The sequence below is a fragment of the Pseudomonas cremoris genome (genome assembly GCF_014230465.1).
Genome location: NZ_JAAXCY010000012.1, coordinates 118,825 through 136,593 on the forward strand (window position 1 = coordinate 118,825; position 17,769 = coordinate 136,593).

General features: G+C 58.5%; 13 protein-coding genes. 4 read left to right on the plus strand and 9 right to left on the minus strand.

Annotated features, from left to right (window positions below):
* The 4 genes from HF257_RS26675 to gnd form a co-directional block, all read right to left on the minus strand.
* The gene (locus tag HF257_RS26675; RefSeq protein WP_185709024.1) at positions 1–4,710 is read right to left on the minus strand and encodes a dermonecrotic toxin domain-containing protein; all 4,710 of its coding nucleotides are present in this window, start codon (positions 4,708–4,710) and stop codon (positions 1–3) included.
* Between the two features lie 96 nt (positions 4,711–4,806).
* Positions 4,807–5,637 (minus strand): HAD family hydrolase, encoded by an 831-nt coding sequence (locus HF257_RS26680; RefSeq protein ID WP_185709023.1) that lies wholly within the window; start codon positions 5,635–5,637, stop codon positions 4,807–4,809.
* Positions 5,634–7,157, minus strand: a complete 1,524-nt coding sequence (gene zwf / locus HF257_RS26685) for a glucose-6-phosphate dehydrogenase (RefSeq protein WP_185709022.1) — start codon at positions 7,155–7,157, stop codon at positions 5,634–5,636. Before zwf ends, HF257_RS26680 begins: the two co-directional genes overlap by 4 nt.
* On the minus strand, positions 7,154–8,182 hold the full coding sequence (gnd, locus tag HF257_RS26690) for a phosphogluconate dehydrogenase (NAD(+)-dependent, decarboxylating) (protein WP_286835976.1): 1,029 nt from the start codon (positions 8,180–8,182) through the stop codon (positions 7,154–7,156). The genes zwf and gnd overlap by 4 nt, the downstream gene beginning before the upstream one ends.
* 226 nt (positions 8,183–8,408) lie before the next feature.
* Between gnd and HF257_RS26695 the strand changes: the two genes are divergently transcribed.
* From HF257_RS26695 to HF257_RS26705, 3 genes are all read left to right on the plus strand, one after another.
* Complete coding sequence (locus HF257_RS26695) at positions 8,409–8,588, plus strand: DUF6026 family protein (protein WP_269835783.1); 180 nt, start codon at positions 8,409–8,411, stop codon at positions 8,586–8,588.
* A gap of 160 nt (positions 8,589–8,748) precedes the next feature.
* The gene (locus HF257_RS26700; RefSeq protein WP_185709019.1) at positions 8,749–10,491 is read left to right on the plus strand and encodes a phosphoethanolamine transferase CptA; all 1,743 of its coding nucleotides are present in this window, start codon (positions 8,749–8,751) and stop codon (positions 10,489–10,491) included.
* A gap of 266 nt (positions 10,492–10,757) precedes the next feature.
* Positions 10,758–10,961, plus strand: a complete 204-nt coding sequence (locus HF257_RS26705) for a hypothetical protein (RefSeq protein WP_185709018.1) — start codon at positions 10,758–10,760, stop codon at positions 10,959–10,961.
* A gap of 77 nt (positions 10,962–11,038) precedes the next feature.
* Here HF257_RS26705 and HF257_RS26710 read toward each other — a convergent pair whose 3' ends face one another.
* Both HF257_RS26710 and zapE read right to left on the minus strand, forming a co-directional pair.
* Complete coding sequence (locus tag HF257_RS26710) at positions 11,039–11,530, minus strand: GNAT family N-acetyltransferase (RefSeq protein ID WP_185709017.1); 492 nt, start codon at positions 11,528–11,530, stop codon at positions 11,039–11,041.
* Positions 11,531–11,651: 121 nt separating this feature from the next.
* Positions 11,652–12,782, minus strand: a complete 1,131-nt coding sequence (gene zapE, locus HF257_RS26715; protein WP_185709016.1) for a cell division protein ZapE — start codon at positions 12,780–12,782, stop codon at positions 11,652–11,654.
* A 127-nt stretch (positions 12,783–12,909) separates the two neighbouring features.
* On the opposite strand from zapE, the gene HF257_RS26720 reads away from it, so the two are divergent.
* Positions 12,910–13,956: an aldo/keto reductase gene (locus HF257_RS26720; protein WP_185709015.1), complete on the plus strand. Its 1,047-nt coding sequence runs from the start codon at positions 12,910–12,912 to the stop codon at positions 13,954–13,956.
* A gap of 48 nt (positions 13,957–14,004) precedes the next feature.
* Here the strand turns inward: HF257_RS26720 and pepN are convergent, their stop codons facing one another.
* From pepN to HF257_RS26735, 3 genes are read right to left on the minus strand one after another with little or no spacing between them, the layout of a single operon-like run.
* A complete protein-coding gene (pepN, locus tag HF257_RS26725; RefSeq protein ID WP_185709014.1) occupies positions 14,005–16,662 on the minus strand; it encodes an aminopeptidase N in 2,658 nt (885 codons plus the stop codon).
* Between the two features lie 13 nt (positions 16,663–16,675).
* Positions 16,676–17,506: a DUF2797 domain-containing protein gene (locus HF257_RS26730; protein WP_185709013.1), complete on the minus strand. Its 831-nt coding sequence runs from the start codon at positions 17,504–17,506 to the stop codon at positions 16,676–16,678.
* Positions 17,503–17,763 carry a YeaC family protein gene (locus HF257_RS26735; protein WP_016972751.1) on the minus strand — a complete coding sequence of 87 codons (261 nt, stop codon included), beginning with the start codon at positions 17,761–17,763 and terminating at the stop codon, positions 17,503–17,505. Before HF257_RS26735 ends, HF257_RS26730 begins: the two co-directional genes overlap by 4 nt.
* Positions 17,764–17,769: the final 6 nt, after the last annotated feature.

Sequence of the window (17,769 nt, forward strand, 5' to 3'; positions counted from 1 at the left end):
TCACGCTGAGGTGGGTTCGACGTCTTCGGTAAAAAACACCGTTTCCGCAACTTCATGATCAATGTTCGAACGCAGGACATTGATCAGAAGTTCAGGGTTGGTGGCACGCCGTTTCAACTTCTCATAGCTAATGCCACGTTCGGTAAAGCGCTTTAGCAATCCCTGGCTAAAGTGATAACCGACATCACGCGCCTCCTTCCCGTCGTAGGTAAAATGAGCTTCCCAGAAGGGGCGGCCCGTGGCGCTCTCTCGGATTTCAAAGCGCCGAGCCAGTGGATCGTGCGTTGCCACCTCCACCACATCGATCAGCCATGACTTGTAAAGAATCAACAGGTTCTCGGACGAGGGTGGGCTACGCATGATCATGCGCTTGCGCGACAAGTTAGCCTGCTCCTGGAAACGCACGATTTCGTTATACAGCATGCCCGGCGAGTGTTTGAAAAACTCCAGCAAGTCCTGGTGTCTAGCCGAAGCAGCCGGCACTTTTAATGCATCGATCAACAGGTCTCGTTGCCTGATCATCTTGTTCGCGAAATTCACCCACTCGCTGCGCACTCGACGGGGCGACATGCGGGGAATGGCCTCAAGCGAAGTGATCTGGTCGAACTGACGGCCCGCGATACGCCAAAGTCGATTTGCTTCGCCGCCGATGTCCGCCAAGTGCTCATGGGCAGGCACATCGGGCGCGACCACCGGTTGCGGTTTTGGGACTTCCTGCCACACCGGCTCCTTGTCACTGCCCATACGCTTGAAGGACCAAACGCTACGATGATCGAACGGCTCAAGCACATCGACATATTCCTGTGGCTCCCCCCGTTCAACAACGCTGCGCCAATTGCCAACCACAAGACCTGCCAGGGCATCATCGATTATCTTCTTGGAGCCAGTAGCGGCCGTCCGCATCAGTGGCGCGGCTTCGTACACCCTATAGGCCGCAATCAAATCCGCTTCCAGGTCTTCCAGCAGGCTGCGCATGAAGCTGCGGTAGTTACCCATCGCCCAGGCATTGATGTAGCGCGGATACGTTCCCAACTGATAGGACAAGCGACTATTGGCTAGAACCAATGCGTCCAGCACATCGTTCAACACCCGCAATTGCTGTCCCAAATTGAAACGCCCCACAGTGAAGAGCTCGCGCCGACTCAGCAGTTTCAAGCTGCACAACGAGGAGACGTCTTGAATCAGGTCAAGGGTGGTGTCTCTGTAACAGGTGGCACTGGAATCGAAGCACATCAGCGCCAGGGTGCGCAGTTGCAACTCCTGCCATTTCAATGAAATCCGCCGCCCCGTCCAGGTGGGCAAGTCAAGGGCGGCCACCGACGTGTCGGCGAGACGACCATGGTGTTTCATCTCTTCAAAACGTTGTTCCGCCTCCAGGCAAGCATCAATGGCTTTATGTTGCAGCAACGCGTAGTCGGGCAACCTGGCAGCCACCTGCCGCAACGTCGCGGGTGTCAGCACGACCTCCGTGAGCTTCGACGCATCAAAGGATCTCACCTGGATCAGGTCATGCATCAACATCACGTTGCGCTTGCCGCCATACAGCGTCACCTGAACACGCCGCGCCTTGACGGCACCTGCGGAGATTGAATTCGACAAGGCGCTGAAATCCCGAACCAGCAACAATTGCCGGCGACGCACCAAGGCATCGAGCAATGTCGTCGCGCACCAGTGGGACGCGTCGGCCTTGAACAACTCATCGTCAATCAGCGCCAGGCTCCCAGGTTCGGCAAAGCGGCGCGTGATGCCCTCCAAGGTGTCATTGTCGGTAAAAACCAGGCTGTCGAACTGCTTGGTCAACGTGTCGTACTCAAGGTCCAGCTCAATCCGTCGCTGCTCATCGCTTTTTAGCTGACCAAGGCGCAGTTGCTCCAGTTGCAGGGCCTGCTTCAGATCTTCAGGCTGCTTCGGTTCGGGCGCGAACCCCCACAGACCCGTGCCCGCAGAGATCAGTGCAGGCCCCTCGCGGGTTGCCATTTCATCGCTGACCACCCGTACAACGCCGTCGTGCTCTTCAACCTTGAACCAGTCACCTGCAATATCGACGTACATATTGCCGTTGGCACGGTACAGCCCGCGGAAATTGCCAGTGTGAATACGCTGCGCGTAGGGCAGCACTCGCACCCGGTACAGCGCCAGCTCCGCCTGGCGAATCACCGAGAGACGGCTGTATAGACCACTCCAGGTCTGTTCCAGCCCCACATCGCCACGCACCAGCAGGGATGAAGTCTGTTCGGTGGGTAATCGCTCCTGGGCGGCACGACTGGTATTGCCCCCTTCGGTTAACCGTTGCGCAGGCTCCGACCAGCCCAGCTCGAAGGAGCGCTCAAAATCGGCCTCCTGGGAGATTGCCAGCAATGTGTCCGCTGCCACGGGCGCTTCAACCGCCGTGGAAATACGGCCTCGACTCAATAGGATCAAACCGATGTTCAGCAGCAGGTCCACGATTGAGCCGGCATTTGCTTGGGTATCATCAGCTGCAAGCTGAGACACATCTTGTACAATCGCCCACGCCGCAAGCAACCAGCCAGCGGCCTCGCCCGCGGGGCCACCATAGAGGCTGAGTATCAACGCCAGGCCCAAGCCGAAGTGGCGCTTGATCCAATCCCACAGACGTTCCATACCTGTCAGCGACTGCCTCGGCTCAAGGCCGGACATGGATTGCACGGCGCTGACGAACAACGCCTCCAAATAGTCCCCCTGCACCACGTCCTGTGCCAGGATGACGGGATTTTTCGTCCACACACCGACGTTGAAATCCAGAAACTGAAACATTTGCGGCCCAGGCGTCGGCAGGCCTGGCGCAAGATAGCGACTTCGCGCAGGCTCGGTCATCCAGGCCAGTACCTGGTATTGCAACGGTCCGGGCTGGCGGATGGCGCTGAGGATCGCGTCCCAACTGGAAAACTCGATGAGCTTCACCTGAGCCATCGGTCGATACAGCAGATGGCGGCCGGCATTGACGTCCAACGGGCCAATCACAAACATGTTATTGACACAGTCAGGCCCACCGTCACTGGTCTTGAATGCCAAGGGGCGCAGGACGATGGTTTGCTCATTGACCTTGCGTTCGCTTGCCCTGGGCGCGACCACCGCGACCACCGCGTTATAAGCCCAGGCCGAAAAAGCCTGCGGATACTTAAGGTGATACTCCAGTGCCAACATCGGCAGTTGCAGCCGCAGTTGTTCGATGAACCGAGCCTTGCGCCAATCGGCCTGCGCCTGATCCTTGAAGGTATCCACAATCAGTTGAGCAAAGCCGGCGCCGATACTGGCATTGGCCACCAGGCTCAGGGCATTCTCGACCGTCAACCAGCGTCCGTTGCCTTCAGGCTCGCCCGGGGCCAGGGACAACCGCTCTGGGTCCAATTCGCTCAAGCCCAGCCACGCGAACGCCGGCAATGTCCATGCAACTTGGACCAGCAACGGCGGCACAGACCAGAAGGGTTTTACCGTACCCGAGCGATCGGGCTCATCGAACCCCATCTGCAGCTTGATCGTTGTGGGGTCCAGCGCCGGTTCGTGCGGAAAATCCTTGGTTATCTGTGCAGACAAAGCGCTTGTGGCGAATGCCTCAAGGGACGCAATGCCCTCATCAAAAGGCTTCCAGCCAGGTTGGCGCAAGGTCGCCGCCAGATCCATGGTGTAGCGAGCCATGTCCATCTGTAACTGCGGCGGCGCCTGCAACAACCAGCGAGGCAATGCGGCGCGCAAGCGCGCCATCCGCGGTGAGTCGAAGCGCACCGTATCAAAATCACCGGTTACCACCCGCAGGGCACGCTCCAGTACACGCAACTCGCTGCTGTAGGGCCTGACCAAGGGTAAAAGCGCCCTGATGTCCGATAGCTGTTTGGCGAGGAACGTCAGGCTGAAACTGTAAAATATGTTGCCTTCAGGAGCATACAGGCGCCATTGCATTTGGTGCCCGGGGGCGATGTCGCTCAGTAGGCTGACCAACCCATCACCCAAGTTTTGCAGTGAGTCAAACACCTGGATGCCCCGCGCCAGGGTGAACAACAACACAATGGTGGTGTTCCCCCGCTGCCTGACTATTACCAGGCCGCGCAACATTTCCAGGTTGGCGGCCCCCGACTCGCCCCACTGGTCAACAATGTAGGCGCGCGTAGCAGTGGTGGGCCGGGAGGCGGCAGCTACGTCAATGATCATATCCAACTGTTCATGAGTGATTGGCGCGCTGCCGGCGGCCAACAGCAAGGCATTTTTCAGAAACTCCGCCAGCCATATGAATCGCACCATGCCGTTGGCATCCCGGGCCATCCAGTAGTCCACCAGTGCCTCCCGGTAATCCTCGAGCAACGTGGCGCCGCGCTGATTGATCACCTGCTCAAGGTCACTGTTCTGGACGTGCAACGGGATCGGCGAACCGTCATCTGGCTTCTGTACCAAAAACTGGCCCTGGCTGTAATCCACGAACTTCCCCGTGGCGCAACGCTCAATCAAGGCATCGACCACGGTCAGGCTGTTGTGGCCTTCAAGCTTGAAGGCTTTGCCATCAAACCTGTAAAGCGGCTCCATCAATACTGGTTGGGTCTGGTCGATGATGAGCCAGCGATAACGTTCGCCCAGGCTGCGCTGCAAGGTCTTGATCGCAACATCCTGCAAGCTGGGACACGCAAGAAAATAACGTCGCAGCACCTGCGCCTGGTACAGCGAGGGGGAACTGGGGGACAGGGAGGCTTCGGTGGTCATGGCACGCTTCCTTTAATACAACAGCGCCCCGAAAGTCGGGGCGCCAAGGTCGGCCATCAGTATTGAGGAAGTGCCAGACAGGCAGGCGGTAATGGGCTATTGCACGCCCGGGGACAAGATCAATCGTTCAAACGCTTGCGCCGCGCCGTCTTCGACGTTGCTGGCGGTAACCACACTGGCCTCGCGCTTGACCGCCTCTTCGGCCTGGCCCATGGCAATCGACAACCCGGCCACCTGGAACATCGCCGGGTCATTACCACCGTCACCGATGGCTGCCGTTTGTTCCAACGGCACGCCAAGGTATGCAGCGATTGTCTTCAATGCCTCACCCTTGTTGGCCAGCATCGCCGTCACGTCCAGATAGACCGGTTGCGAACGCGACACGTGGGCCAAGCCTTGTACCTTGGGCTGCAACTGCGCTTCCAGTTCAATCAGCCGCTGACTGTTGAGGCTAGCGCCGACGATTTTGTCGATGCGGTCCAGATACGGCTCGAAGCTATCTACAACCACCGGCCCGTAGCCCAATCCATCGGCTTCGCGCTGCACCATCAGCCCGGGTGGGTCGCGGCGCAACCAGTCACCGTCGGCAAACACCCAAGTTTCCACGTCCGGTTCGGCCGAGAACAGCGCCAGGGTCACCAACGCTGCCTCTGCTGGCAAATGATGGGCAACCAGGATGCTGCCATCCGGGTTGATCAGCGTGCCGCCATTGAACCCAGCCACCGGCACATCGATACCAAAGGTTTCGATCAGGTGCAGCATAGCCTTGGGTGGACGCCCACTGGCCAGGCTGAAAAACACCCCACTGTCACGCAAGGCGCGCACGGCATCGGCGGTGCGTTGGCTCAGGCGGTGATCCGGATGCAACAAGGTGCCGTCCACGTCACTGAGGATAAAACGGATGGGATGGATCGCTGCGTCACTCATCCGAGGCTATGCCAGGTACGGCCATCACGGGCCAACAATACATCGGCGGCGACCGGACCATCTTCCCCGGCCTTGTAGGCCTGGATCCCGTCATCTTCCTTCCAGGCATCGAGGAATGGCTGTACTGCGCGCCAGCCGTTTTCGATGTTATCCGCTCGCTGGAATAAGGTCTGGTCGCCGGTCATGCAGTCGTAGATCAAGGTTTCGTACCCCGTCGACGGCTGCATCTCGAAAAAGTCCTTGTAGGCGAAACCCAGCTGGATATTGGCCATGTCCAAGGTCGGCCCGGGCTTTTTCGCCAGCAGGTCGAACCACATGCCTTCATTCGGCTGGATCTGGATCTTGAGGTAGGTGGGCTTGAGTTCATCCACTTCAGTGTCACGGAACTGCGCATACGGCGCAGGCTTGAAGCAAATCACGATCTCCGTGTCGCGTACGCTCATGCGCTTGCCGGTGCGCAGGTAGAACGGCACGCCAACCCAGCGCCAATTGTCGATCATCACCTTGAGGGCGACGAAGGTCTCGGTGCTGCTATCTGGGGCGACGTTGGCCTCCTCGCGATAGCCGGGCAGCTGCTTGCCGCCGATTTCACCCGCGGTGTACTGGCCTCGCACCGAGTTGGCCCGTGCCTCCTCCAGGGACCAGGGACGTACCGCACCAATCACCTTGGCCTTTTCACCGCGTACGGCGTCGGCACCAAAGGCGGCCGGTGGCTCCATCGCCACCATCGCCAACAGCTGGAACAGGTGGTTAGGCACCATGTCGCGCAGGGTGCCGGTTTTTTCGAAGAAGTTGCCCCGGGTCTCCACGCCGACGGTTTCTGCGGCGGTGATTTGCACGTGGTCGATGTAATGGTTATTCCAGAACGCTTCGAACAGCACGTTGGAAAAACGGCTGATCAGGATGTTCTGCACCGTTTCCTTACCCAGGTAATGGTCGATGCGATAGATCTGCTTTTCGCTCATGACCTTGAGCAGGCAGGCGTTGAGCGCCTCGGCGGTGGCAAGGTCCGAACCGAAGGGTTTCTCGATGACCACGCGGCGGAAACCATCCTCGGTTTCCGCCAGCAGGCCGGCGCTACCCAGGCGCTGCACCACTTCACTAAAGAAACGTGGCGCGGTCGCAAGGTAGAACACGGCGTTGCCGGTGCCACTGTCGGCGATCTTCCGGGCGATGTCCGCATAGGTGCCGTCGTCGAGGAAGTCGCCCTCGACGTAGCTGATGCCCTTGGCCAGTTGGGCCCACAACTGTGGGTCCAACGCGTTATCGGCATTGCCTTTGACCTTGCTCGCGGCCTCGGTGCGAATAAAGTCCTCAAGCTTCTTGGCGAAGTCCGCGTCACTGACGGCGTTGTGATCAACACCCACAATACGCAGGCCATCGCCCAGCAAGCCGTCACGGCTAAGGTTGTACAGCGCCGGCATCAGCAGGCGCTTTACAAGATCACCATGGGCACCAAACAGAAACAAAGTGGTGGGCGGAGCGGGTTCGGCCTTTGGTTTCTTGCCGTTAGCGGTCATTTTTTGGAAGTCTCCACATGGCCGCCAAAGCCGAAGCGCATGGCAGAGAGCATCTTGTCACCGTAAGTGCTCTGCTGGCGCGAACGGAAACGGGCGAACAACGACGTGGACAGCACCGGCACCGGTACCGCTTGTTCCATGGCGGCTTCGATGGTCCAGCGGCCTTCGCCACTGTCGGCCACGGAGCCTGAGTAACCGTCGAGTTTCGGGTCGGTGGCCAGCGCATCCGCAGTCAGGTCCAGCAGCCAGGACGACACCACGCTGCCGCGACGCCAGACTTCGGCGATATCCGCCACGTTCAGGTCGAAACGCTGGTCTTGCGGCAGGTTTTCCGAATTCTTGGTCTTGAGAATGTCGAAGCCTTCGGCAAACGCCTGCATCATCCCGTACTCGATGCCGTTGTGGATCATCTTGACGAAATGCCCGGAACCCGCAGGGCCGGCGTGGATGTAGCCTTGCTCGGCGCGCGGATCGGCACTGGCAGACCGGTCCTTGGTCCGTGGGATGCTACCCAGGCCAGGGGCCAGGCTGGCGAAGATCGGGTCCAGACGCTGCACAGTCTCGGTGTCACCGCCAATCATCATGCAGTAGCCGCGCTCCAGGCCCCAGACGCCGCCGGAGGTGCCGACGTCGACATAGTGCAGGCCCTTTTCCGCCAGTGCCTTGCCACGACGTACGTCATCCTTATAGTTGGTGTTGCCGCCGTCGATGATCACATCACCGTCTTCCAGCAATTCGCTCAGTTCATTAATGGTGTTTTCAGTGGGGTCGCCCGCCGGCAACATCACCCACACGGCGCGAGGCTTTTGCAGCCCGGCAACCAACGCCTTGAGGTCGGCAACGCCAGTGGCGCCCTCCTCGCTCAGGCCTTTGACAAATGCTTCGTTACGGTCGTAAACAACGGTGGTATGCCCATTGAGCATCAGGCGCCGTGCAATATTCCCGCCCATGCGGCCTAGTCCGATAATCCCCAGTTGCATGTGCTGATGCTCCCAACTACTAAATAAATGTGTGACATAGTTTATAGCGCAATGAGGCTAATGAGGGTTAGTCAGGTGCAGATCCGTGTAGTTTCATGACAAAAAGTTGCCATCGTTTCACCATCACGGCTTAAAAAGTCACACGACCGCCAAAAATAAAAAAGTTCCATTGCCTCAAAAAAGAATTCAGAATTGCTTCCGACTGCTGCCGAGAACCTCGACTCAAGCGTTCTGGCACACCGCGACACACCGGCTATTTGCGAGGTAAGCAATGAGCACTGCACAGATGACCCGTCCTCCACAGACCCTCTACGTCACTATCCGTCGCGATGAATTGCGCCAATTGAAAGACGAGCGCGATCAACTGCAGCAGGAAGTCCTGCGCCTGCGCTCACACCTCCTGCAAGCCCAACTGGATCAACCGTCCGGCACACAGCCTGCGCTGTGCTAAGCCTTGTCATGACCTTGTAAGATTATGGCTACATAAATCTCACAAAGTTTTCACACACCCTTCTCGATACTCCCGCCCAAAGGGCCGCCCCATGCATGGGTGGCCTCTGTTGCGTGCACTTCTGCGCGTCGACTGAAAAATTACCGGGTTGGAGCGCTGGATGGCGATGTTCAAACGCAGCACTACGTCTGCGAAAGGCTTTGATTGGGCCGGTCTTGGCCTGTTGTTCGTGTTTTTCTGGTACTTCTCGGGCATTACCCAACTGCTGATTCAGCTCAGCGGCACTTCCGGTTTCAGTGGTTTCCGCCAAGCGTTCTTCATGAGCGCACTGTGGCTGGCACCTGTGCTCGTCTTCCCGCGTCGTACGCGCTTGCTCGCCGCCTTGATCGGTGTGGTGCTATGGGCCTGCTCCATGGCCAGCTTGGGTTATTTCTTCATTTACCAGCAGGAGTTTTCCCAAAGCGTCATCTTCATCATGTTCGAGTCGAACATCTCTGAAGCCGGCGAGTACGCCACTCAATACTTCGCCTGGTGGATCGTCCTCGCGTTCATTGCCCACACCGCTTTCTCCATTTTCCTGTGGACCCGCGTACGTCCTGTGTACCTGCCACGCGGGCAAGCGATATTGGCCGCCGTCGCGATCCTGGTAGCCATCGTTGGCTACCCATTGGTCAAGCAGATTGCCCGCAGCGATACCATGGAAGACGCCATCGACCGCTTCGAGGCGCGTATCGAGCCGGCGGTTCCGTGGCAGATGATCGTCGGCTACCACCGCTACACCCAGCAATTGGACAACATGCAGGACATGCTCGACAGCGCGAGTCAGATCCCGCCCCTGACCAACCTCAAGGACAGCATGGCCGGCCAGCCTTCAACCCTGGTGTTGGTTATCGGCGAGTCCACCAACCGCCAGCGCATGAGCCTCTACGGCTACCCGCGCAATACCACACCGGAACTGGACAAGCTGCGCGACCAACTGGCGGTGTTCGATAACGTCATCACCCCGCGCCCCTACACCATTGAAGCGCTGCAACAGGTGCTCACGTTCGCCGATGAGGAAAACCCGGACCTGTACCTCAAGACGCCGTCGATTGTCAGCGTGATGAAACAGGCCGGCTACAAAACGTACTGGATCACCAACCAGCAGACCATGACCAAGCGCAACACCATGCTCACGACCTTCTCCGAACAGGCCGACGAGCAGGTGTACCTGAACAACAACCGCAACCAGAACGCTCGCCAATATGACGGCGATGTGCTGGAACCGTTTTCCAAGGCCCTGGCCGATCCGGCAGAGCGTAAGTTCATCGTGGTGCACTTGCTCGGCACCCACATGAGCTACCAGTACCGCTACCCGCCGACGTTCGACAAATTCACCGATCGCCAAGGCGTCCCTGCCGGGGTCACCGACGATCAGTTGCCGATCTACAACAGCTATGACAATGCGGTGCTGTATAACGACTTCGTGGTGTCGAGCCTGATCAAGGACTACGCCAAGACCGATCCGAATGGCTTCCTGCTGTACCTGTCGGATCACGGTGAAGATGTGTTCGACTCGGCCGGTCACACGACCCTGGGGCGCAACGAAGGCAAACCGACCGCGCCGATGTACACCATTCCGTTCATGGCCTACGCCTCGCCGAAATGGCGTGAAAGCCATGATTGGAAGTTCGCTGAGGACCTGCAGCGGCCTTACAGCAGCTCCCAGTTGATTCACACCTGGGCCGATCTGGCCGGGCTGAGCTTCAATGAACTGGACCGCAGCAAGAGCCTGGTGAGTGACAGCTTCAAGGCCCGACCACAAATGATTGGTAACCCGTACCTGCGCCAGTCGAAGCCGTTGATCGATTTCAGCATGCTCAAGCCGAAGGCGAGCGGTAGCGCCGACGTGGTCATCCAGTAAGCGGCAGCCCCCGATCTATTTGATAAAAAATATTTCAGGGGCGACGCTTTTCATAAAGACGTGGAGTGCTGCAACCCCCGCACTCTAACGCTTGCGCCGTGGTTAACACGTTAAATTCCTCCCCAGCACGGCCCCGAAACTTAACGACATTGTTAAGTTTCGAGGCGGACTAGTTAAGCCTCACTTAATCAAGTCTCCACATAATCGGCCCCACGAGTCTGATCCAACGGAACAGACACCGATCACACTTTATGGGAATACCGACAATGAAACTCTCGACGCTGATGCTCGCTGGCTTAATGACCCTGACCACCACCGCCGCCTTCGCCGAAGGCGGTTCAGAGCGCTCGAAAGAGTTCTACGCCAACTTCAAGTTCATGCAAGACAAAGCTCAAGACAGCGCCCAACAAACCGCTTCCAGCGGTGCTAAAACCTTGAAAGCTGATGACACCCAACAACCTAAAAGTTGAACCGCTGCAAAATACTTTGCCTGCCCGCTCCGCTGGCAAAGTCCAACTTGGCGCCATGCAATGGCGCCTTTTTTTATTTAGAGTGGTTTATTCCAAAACAACATATTCCCGTAAGCAGGATCAAACTTAGAATCATCAAACCCGAACTTTCGATAGGCCGACTGAGCCACATCATTCCCCTCAAGTACTTCAAGGGTTATCTTGCAGCAGCCGCGCTGGCGGGCGATCTCCTCAACCTTCTGCAGCATTTTCTGACTCAAGCCCAAACCACGAAATTGGCTCATGACCGATACGTCATGGACGTTGATCAGCGGACGGCAGGCAAACGTCGAGAAACCTTCGAAGCAATTCACCAACCCTGCCGGCTCCCCATTAACAAACGCCAATACGCTGAAAGCATGCGGGCGCTTGGCCAACTCGGCCGGCAGTTGTTGCAGCAAATCAAGCGGCAGGCTGTGCCCACCGCCCATTGGGTCTTCCGCGTAGTGGTTGAGCACCCGGCCAATGGCTTGGGCATGCACAGGGTTGGTGTAGCTGGCTTGCAGCACCAGGATATCTGGGGTGTCCATTTCCGTCCTCGATTGCGACTACAAGGGATTCAGCTCCCCATGAGGGTCACGATTGTAGGCGTCAAGCCGACGCCGGATGAAGAAGATTAACGACAAAAATGTGCGTGAAAGCACGACCAGCCTATTCCGAGTTTTTTGCGCTCACATCTGCGCCGAAGCGTTGCAATTGCATTTCTCTAAGGCGACTCAAGGTGCGGCGAAAGGGAAACTCCAGATAGCCCTCGGTGTAAAGGTCCTCCAACGGCACCTTGGCCTCGATGAACAACGGCACCTTACGGTCGTAACATTCGTCCACCAACGCAATAAAGCGACGAACGCTGTCATCGTGCACCGACAATTCCGGCAGCTCGCGATCACCGGCTACCACACGCTGGGCGCCGTCTTCAGTGCCACGCGCGATCCGTGCAGGACGCTTCTGGGCACTCAGGTTGGGGACTTCCCCGAGCAGGATCACCTTGAAGCGATCACACAGCAGCATGAAGTCCATCGCCGCCAAGGGTTGCTCACAAAGGTCGGCATAGCGGCACCAGAGCACCGTGTCGCAGGCCTGCACGGCAACAATAATGCGATGACCAACAGTAACCGGCCCGCTGCGCGCCAACTGCCCTTCGCACAATTGCTTGAACACCTCGGCCAGGGCCTCGGGCTGATTTACCCAATAGCGCCGCACGCCCACTCCCGGATGCAGGCGATGGTCTTCTGCGCCGTCCACCGCCACCACCTGCATATGCTGCTTGATCGCGGCAATTCCCGGCAAAAAGCGCTCACGATTGAAGCCGCCGGCATACAGTTGGTCCGGTGGCTGGTTGGAGGTACAGACCATCACTACACCCTCCTCGAACATCACTTGGAACAGCCGGCCGAGGATGATTGCATCGCCGATGTCATTGACGAACAACTCATCGAAACACAGCACACGCACTTCCCCGCTCAGCTCCCTCGCCAGGGCCTGCAAGGGGTCGTGAGTGCCGGTGAGCTGAAACGAACGCTGGTGCACCCACCCCATGAAATGATGAAAGTGCTGTCGCCGCGCGGGCACCCGCAGGCTTTGATAGAACTGGTCCATTAACCAGGTCTTGCCACGCCCCACCGGGCCCCACAGGTAAACGCCATCGATCGGCGAACGCCCTTGGTGCAACGCCTGATGACAGGCTTGCAGGGCATCCACCGCGCGGCGTTGGGCGTCGTCGGCAACAAAGCCCTGTTGGGCAATGGCGTGTTGATAAGCAGCGAGGGGCGAGTCAAAAGTCATGCCCGCCAGTATGACGCAGAGGCCAGCATTGGGACGCAAAAAATGCCACTTGACCGAATACATTACTGAGATCATATTTTATACATGTTACTAAACATGTAAAAACCACTACCTCAGGAGTTTCTGTATGCGCAATAAAGTCTTTGGCCGCCGCAGCGGTTTGCAGGTATCGGAACTGGCCTTGGGTACCGGTAATTTTGGTACCGGATGGGGTCACGGTGCTGAACGTGATGAGGCCAAGCTGATATTCGACGGCTACCTGGAAGCCGGCGGCAACTTCTTGGATACCGCCAACGGCTACCAGTTTGGACAGGCCGAAAAGCTGCTGGGAGAATTTATCGCCTCGGAGCGCGACAACCTGGTAGTCGCCACTAAATACACCCTGCGCACCCAGCCGTCCGACGAAGGCACGATCAAACTGGGCAACAACCGCAAGAACCTGGTGCGTGCGGTCGAGGAAAGCCTGAAGCGGCTGAACACCGAGCATATCGACCTTCTGTGGGCACACATGAGCGACAACGTCACGCCCATGGAAGAGATCCTGCGCGGCTTCGATGACCTGGTGCGCGCCGGCAAGATCCACTACGCCGGCCTCTCCAACTTCCCCGCTTGGCGCATCGCCCGCGCGGACCTGCTGGCGGAAGTCCGTAACTTCGCCCCCATCATTGGTGTGCAAGTGGAGTACAGCCTGGCCGAACGTACCGCCGACCGCGAGCTATTGCCGATGGCTGAAGCCCTTGGCCTGGGCGCGACACTCTGGTCGCCACTGGGTGGTGGTTTCCTCACCGGCAAATACCGCAATACCCAGGACGATAACCGCGCCAACAAGCTCGGCATCCTGGTACACGCCGAGAACAGTGCCCGCGAAACCGCGGTGCTTGACGCCCTGCTGGCGGTCGCCGGTGAACTCGACGCCACGCCCACCCACATCGCCATCGCCTGGCTGCGGGAAAAAGCCCGGCGCTCGACCACTGCGCTGATACCAATCCTTGGCTCACGTACCCGCGCGCAATTGGATGCCACGCTCGGAGCGCTGAACGTGCAGCTATCAACTGAGCAAGTGACGCGCCTGGACAACGCCAGCGCCATATCCCTGGGCGTGCCCCACGGGATCATCGCGGAGCGCTTCCCCCTCGACACCGGCCACGACGCCCCTCGCCCACCGGTTATCTGAGGCAAAAAAAACGGCCTGAACAGGCCGTTTTCTATTTAGCTCTCGTGATCAAGCAAGACTCTTGCTGACCACTTCGAACACATCACTCGACAGCTCACCAGACGCCCGAATGCGCTCCAACTCCGCCTTCATCAGCGACTGCCGCGCGCTGTCGTATTTACGCCAGCGGGTCAACGGCGCCAACTGACGCGAGGCGATTTGTGGGTTGAAGCCATTCAACTCGATCACCAGGTCCGCCAGGAAGCGGTAACCCGAACCATCCGCCGCATGGAAGTTGATCAGGTTCTGCCCGGCAAACGCGCCAATCAAAGCGCGCACCTTGTTGGGGTTCTTGATATTGAACGCCGAGTGCTCCATCAGCGCCTTGACCCGCTCCAAACCGCCCGGCAACGTGCTGCCGGCCTGTACGCTGAACCACTGGTCCATGACCAGCGGGTTGTCCTTGAAGTTCTCGGCAAACACCGCCAGCGCCTGGGCCTTTTCCGCCTCAAACGGCGAGTTCACCAGCACCGCCAGCGCAGTCAGACGCTCGGTCATGTTGTCACTGGTGTCGAACTGATCGAGAGTCGCAGCCAGCACCTCCGGCTTGCCGCTGAGCATCAGGTACGACAGCGCAATGTTTTGCAATGCGCGACGGGCAAAGTGTTCTGCTGCTGCGACGTACGGGGTTTTCTTCGACAGCTCACGGTTGGCCTGGTAACGCAGCCACAGAGCTTCGAACAGGTGATCCGCAAGTTGTTTACGGGCGAATTCACGGGCCGCGTGGATGGCATCCACATCCGCCACCTCGCTGATTTCGGTCAAGTAAGCTTCGCTTGGCAACGAGAGCATTTCGGCGACCATCGCCTGGTCCAGCGATTCATCGCTCAACACTGTGCGCAGTGCGTCGATCAGGCGTTGATCCAGCTTCAGCGCCTGACCTGCCTGATGCTGACCAATCAACTCCTGCAACACCTGCACGGCCAGTTGCTGGCCAGCATCCCAACGGTTGAAACCGTCGCTGTCGTGCTGCATCAGGAACATCAGCTGGTCGCGGCTGTACGGAAAGCTCAGTTTCACCGGTGCCGAAAAGCCACGCAGCAGCGAAGGCAAAGGCTGCTCTGCGATATCAACGAAGGTGAACGTCTGCTCGGCCTCGGTCACAGAGATGACACGTGAGGTGGCTCCTGCGCTCGATTCACCGGCCAAACGCAAGGCAATTGCCGCGCCCTTCCCGTCCAACAGGCCCAATGCCACTGGGATCACGAACGGCAGCTTTTCCACCTTGTCCGGGGTTTGCGGGCAGCTTTGGCGGAAGGTCAGGCTGTAGGTCTTGGCCGCCGCGTCGAAGGACTCGCTCACCGCAAGGCGCGGCGTACCGGCCTGGCTGTACCAGCGTTTGAACTGGCTGAGGTCGGCACCGTTGGCGTCTTCCATGGCCTTGATGAAATCGTCGCAGGTCACGGCTTGGCCGTCATGACGTTCGAAGTACAGGTCACTGCCTTTACGGAAGCCTTCGGCGCCGAGCAAGGTGTGGATCATACCGACGACTTCCGAACCCTTTTCGTACACGGTCAGGGTGTAAAAGTTGGAGATTTCGATGAAGCTGTCTGGGCGTACCGCGTGAGCCATCGGGCCGGCATCTTCGGCGAACTGGTGGGTACGCAAGTACGCCACGTCCTGGATGCGCTTGACCGTGGCCGAGTTCATGTCGGCAGAGAATTGCGAGTCACGGTAGACGGTGAAGCCTTCCTTGAGCGAGAGCTGGAACCAATCACGACAGGTCACGCGGTTGCCCGACCAGTTGTGGAAGTACTCGTGAGCGACAATCGCCTCGACCCGCTGGTGCGCAGCATCGGTGGCGGTTTCGGCGCGGGCCAGTACGGCGCTGGAGTTGAAGATGTTGAGGCCCTTGTTCTCCATGGCACCCATGTTGAAGTCGTTCACCGCGACGATCATGAAGATGTCGAGGTCGTACTCACGGCCGTAGGTTTCTTCATCCCAGCGCATGGATTTTTTCAAACTGGTCATGGCGTGCTGGCACTTGTCGATGTTTTCCGGCTCGACATAGATGCGCAGCGCCACTTCGCGCTGGGTCATGGTGGTGAAGCTGTCTTCAACGCACCACAAATCACCGGCCACCAATGCGAACAGGTACGCCGGTTTCTTGAACGGGTCTTCCCAGGTTGCCCAGTGACGGCCATCTTCACCTGGACCGCTGGCAATCGGGTTGCCATTGGACAGCAACACCGGGTAGCTGTGTTGCTCGGCGATCACCGTGGTGGTGAAGATGCTCATCACGTCCGGGCGGTCAAGGTAGTAAGTAATCTTGCGGAAACCTTCGGCCTCGCACTGGGTGCAGAACATGCCGCTGGATTTGTACAGGCCTTCCAGGGCGGTGTTGGTTTCCGGGTGGATCTTCACCGTGGTGTCGAGGGTGAAGGTCTCACTCTTCGGGTGCACTGTCAGGTGGCTGTCGGTCAGCTGATAGTCAGCGGCGGTCAGCTCATGGTCGGCCAGGTTCACACTCAACAGTTCCAGTTGCTGGCCATCCAACACCAACGGCGGCAAGCCTGCGCCGCGCTCGGGGTTGCGGCGCATCACCAGTTGCGCGTGGACCAGGCTGTGGTCCTCGAACAACTCGAAGGTCAGGTGCGTCTCTTCGATCAGGTAGTCCGGCGCCTGATAGTCCTTCAGGTAGATCATCTTCGGTTGTTCGGTGCGCATGGGTGGCATCCTTCTACTGATGCACGGCGAGCTGGTAGGCCGTGTATTTGCGAATATTGATAACGCCGGTGTCGAAGATCAGGTATTGGCCCTTGATCCCCAGCAGCGTGCCTTCGGCAATCGGGTTCTTGTCCAGGTTGAAACTGACGATCTTGGCCGGATACTGCTCCACCGGGTAGCGGATTTCGATCGGTTCGATATCGCTCACCGGTTGGATGGCCTGCAGGCCGAAGCGTTCCTGCAAACCCAGCAGGCCTTCGGCGCAGGAGGCGAACAGGTCGTCGCGTACGCTCTTGAGGTCGACGGGCTGGGCATCGCCTTTTAACAGCGCACGCCAGTTGGTCTTGTCGGCCACTTGGCTACGCAACACATCTTCGACAAAGCCGGACTGCTGACGCGTGGCCACGCGCATGATCGGCAGCGCCTGGCTGGCGCCCTGGTCCAGCCAACGGGTGGGCAGCTGGGTAGCACGGGTGATGCCGACCTTGATCCCCGACGAATTCGCCAGGTAGACCACGTGGTCAGTCATGCAGAATTTTTCACCCCAGCCCGGCTCACGGCAGGTACCGGCGTCGTAATGGCAACGCTCGGGGCTCATGATGCACAGGTCGCACTGGGCCAGCTTGGTCATGCACGGGTAGCAATAGCCCTGACTGAAGCTGGTTTTGGTCTTGCGGCCGCAATGGCTGCAATGAATGGCACCGAGATACTCCAGGCGGATCTGGGTACCGATCAACGGGTTGACCGGCACCTCGGTATCGCCCAGGCGAAACGCGTATTGAACGGTCGACTCACCGAGTGTCGCCGACATTTTACTGACTGCACCACGACCAATTTCAATCAATGGATCGCATCCGACTTGAACAGGATGTTCGGTACCGGTGCCGATTTGGACGCGCATTCCTGCGGGCCCATGTAGCCGGTGCGCTGGTCTTCCGGCAGGTTCTGGATTTCCCAGGCGATGACCGCTTGCAACGACAACTCACGCTGCTCGGCGGTGAGCTTGCGGCCGTCGGACCATTTACCGATTTCCACCGCGAGCTTGAGGCTCTCGTAGATATCCGGGGTGATGTTTTCGATCATTTCAGCAAAAGAGGACATAAGGCT

Coding starts and splice junctions, on each gene's coding strand:
- zwf (WP_185709022.1), bottom strand. CDS start 7,157: ATGACCGCTAACGGCAAGAAACCAAAGGCCGAACCCGCTCCGCCCACC.
- HF257_RS26720 (WP_185709015.1), top strand. CDS start 12,910: ATGCGCAATAAAGTCTTTGGCCGCCGCAGCGGTTTGCAGGTATCGGAA.
- HF257_RS26695 (WP_269835783.1), top strand. CDS start 8,409: ATGAGCACTGCACAGATGACCCGTCCTCCACAGACCCTCTACGTCACT.
- pepN (WP_185709014.1), bottom strand. CDS start 16,662: ATGCGCACCGAACAACCGAAGATGATCTACCTGAAGGACTATCAGGCG.
- HF257_RS26700 (WP_185709019.1), top strand. CDS start 8,749: ATGGCGATGTTCAAACGCAGCACTACGTCTGCGAAAGGCTTTGATTGG.
- HF257_RS26705 (WP_185709018.1), top strand. CDS start 10,758: ATGAAACTCTCGACGCTGATGCTCGCTGGCTTAATGACCCTGACCACC.
- HF257_RS26675 (WP_185709024.1), bottom strand. CDS start 4,710: ATGACCACCGAAGCCTCCCTGTCCCCCAGTTCCCCCTCGCTGTACCAG.
- HF257_RS26680 (WP_185709023.1), bottom strand. CDS start 5,637: ATGAGTGACGCAGCGATCCATCCCATCCGTTTTATCCTCAGTGACGTG.
- HF257_RS26735 (WP_016972751.1), bottom strand. CDS start 17,763: ATGTCCTCTTTTGCTGAAATGATCGAAAACATCACCCCGGATATCTAC.
- zapE (WP_185709016.1), bottom strand. CDS start 12,782: ATGACTTTTGACTCGCCCCTCGCTGCTTATCAACACGCCATTGCCCAA.
- HF257_RS26710 (WP_185709017.1), bottom strand. CDS start 11,530: ATGGACACCCCAGATATCCTGGTGCTGCAAGCCAGCTACACCAACCCT.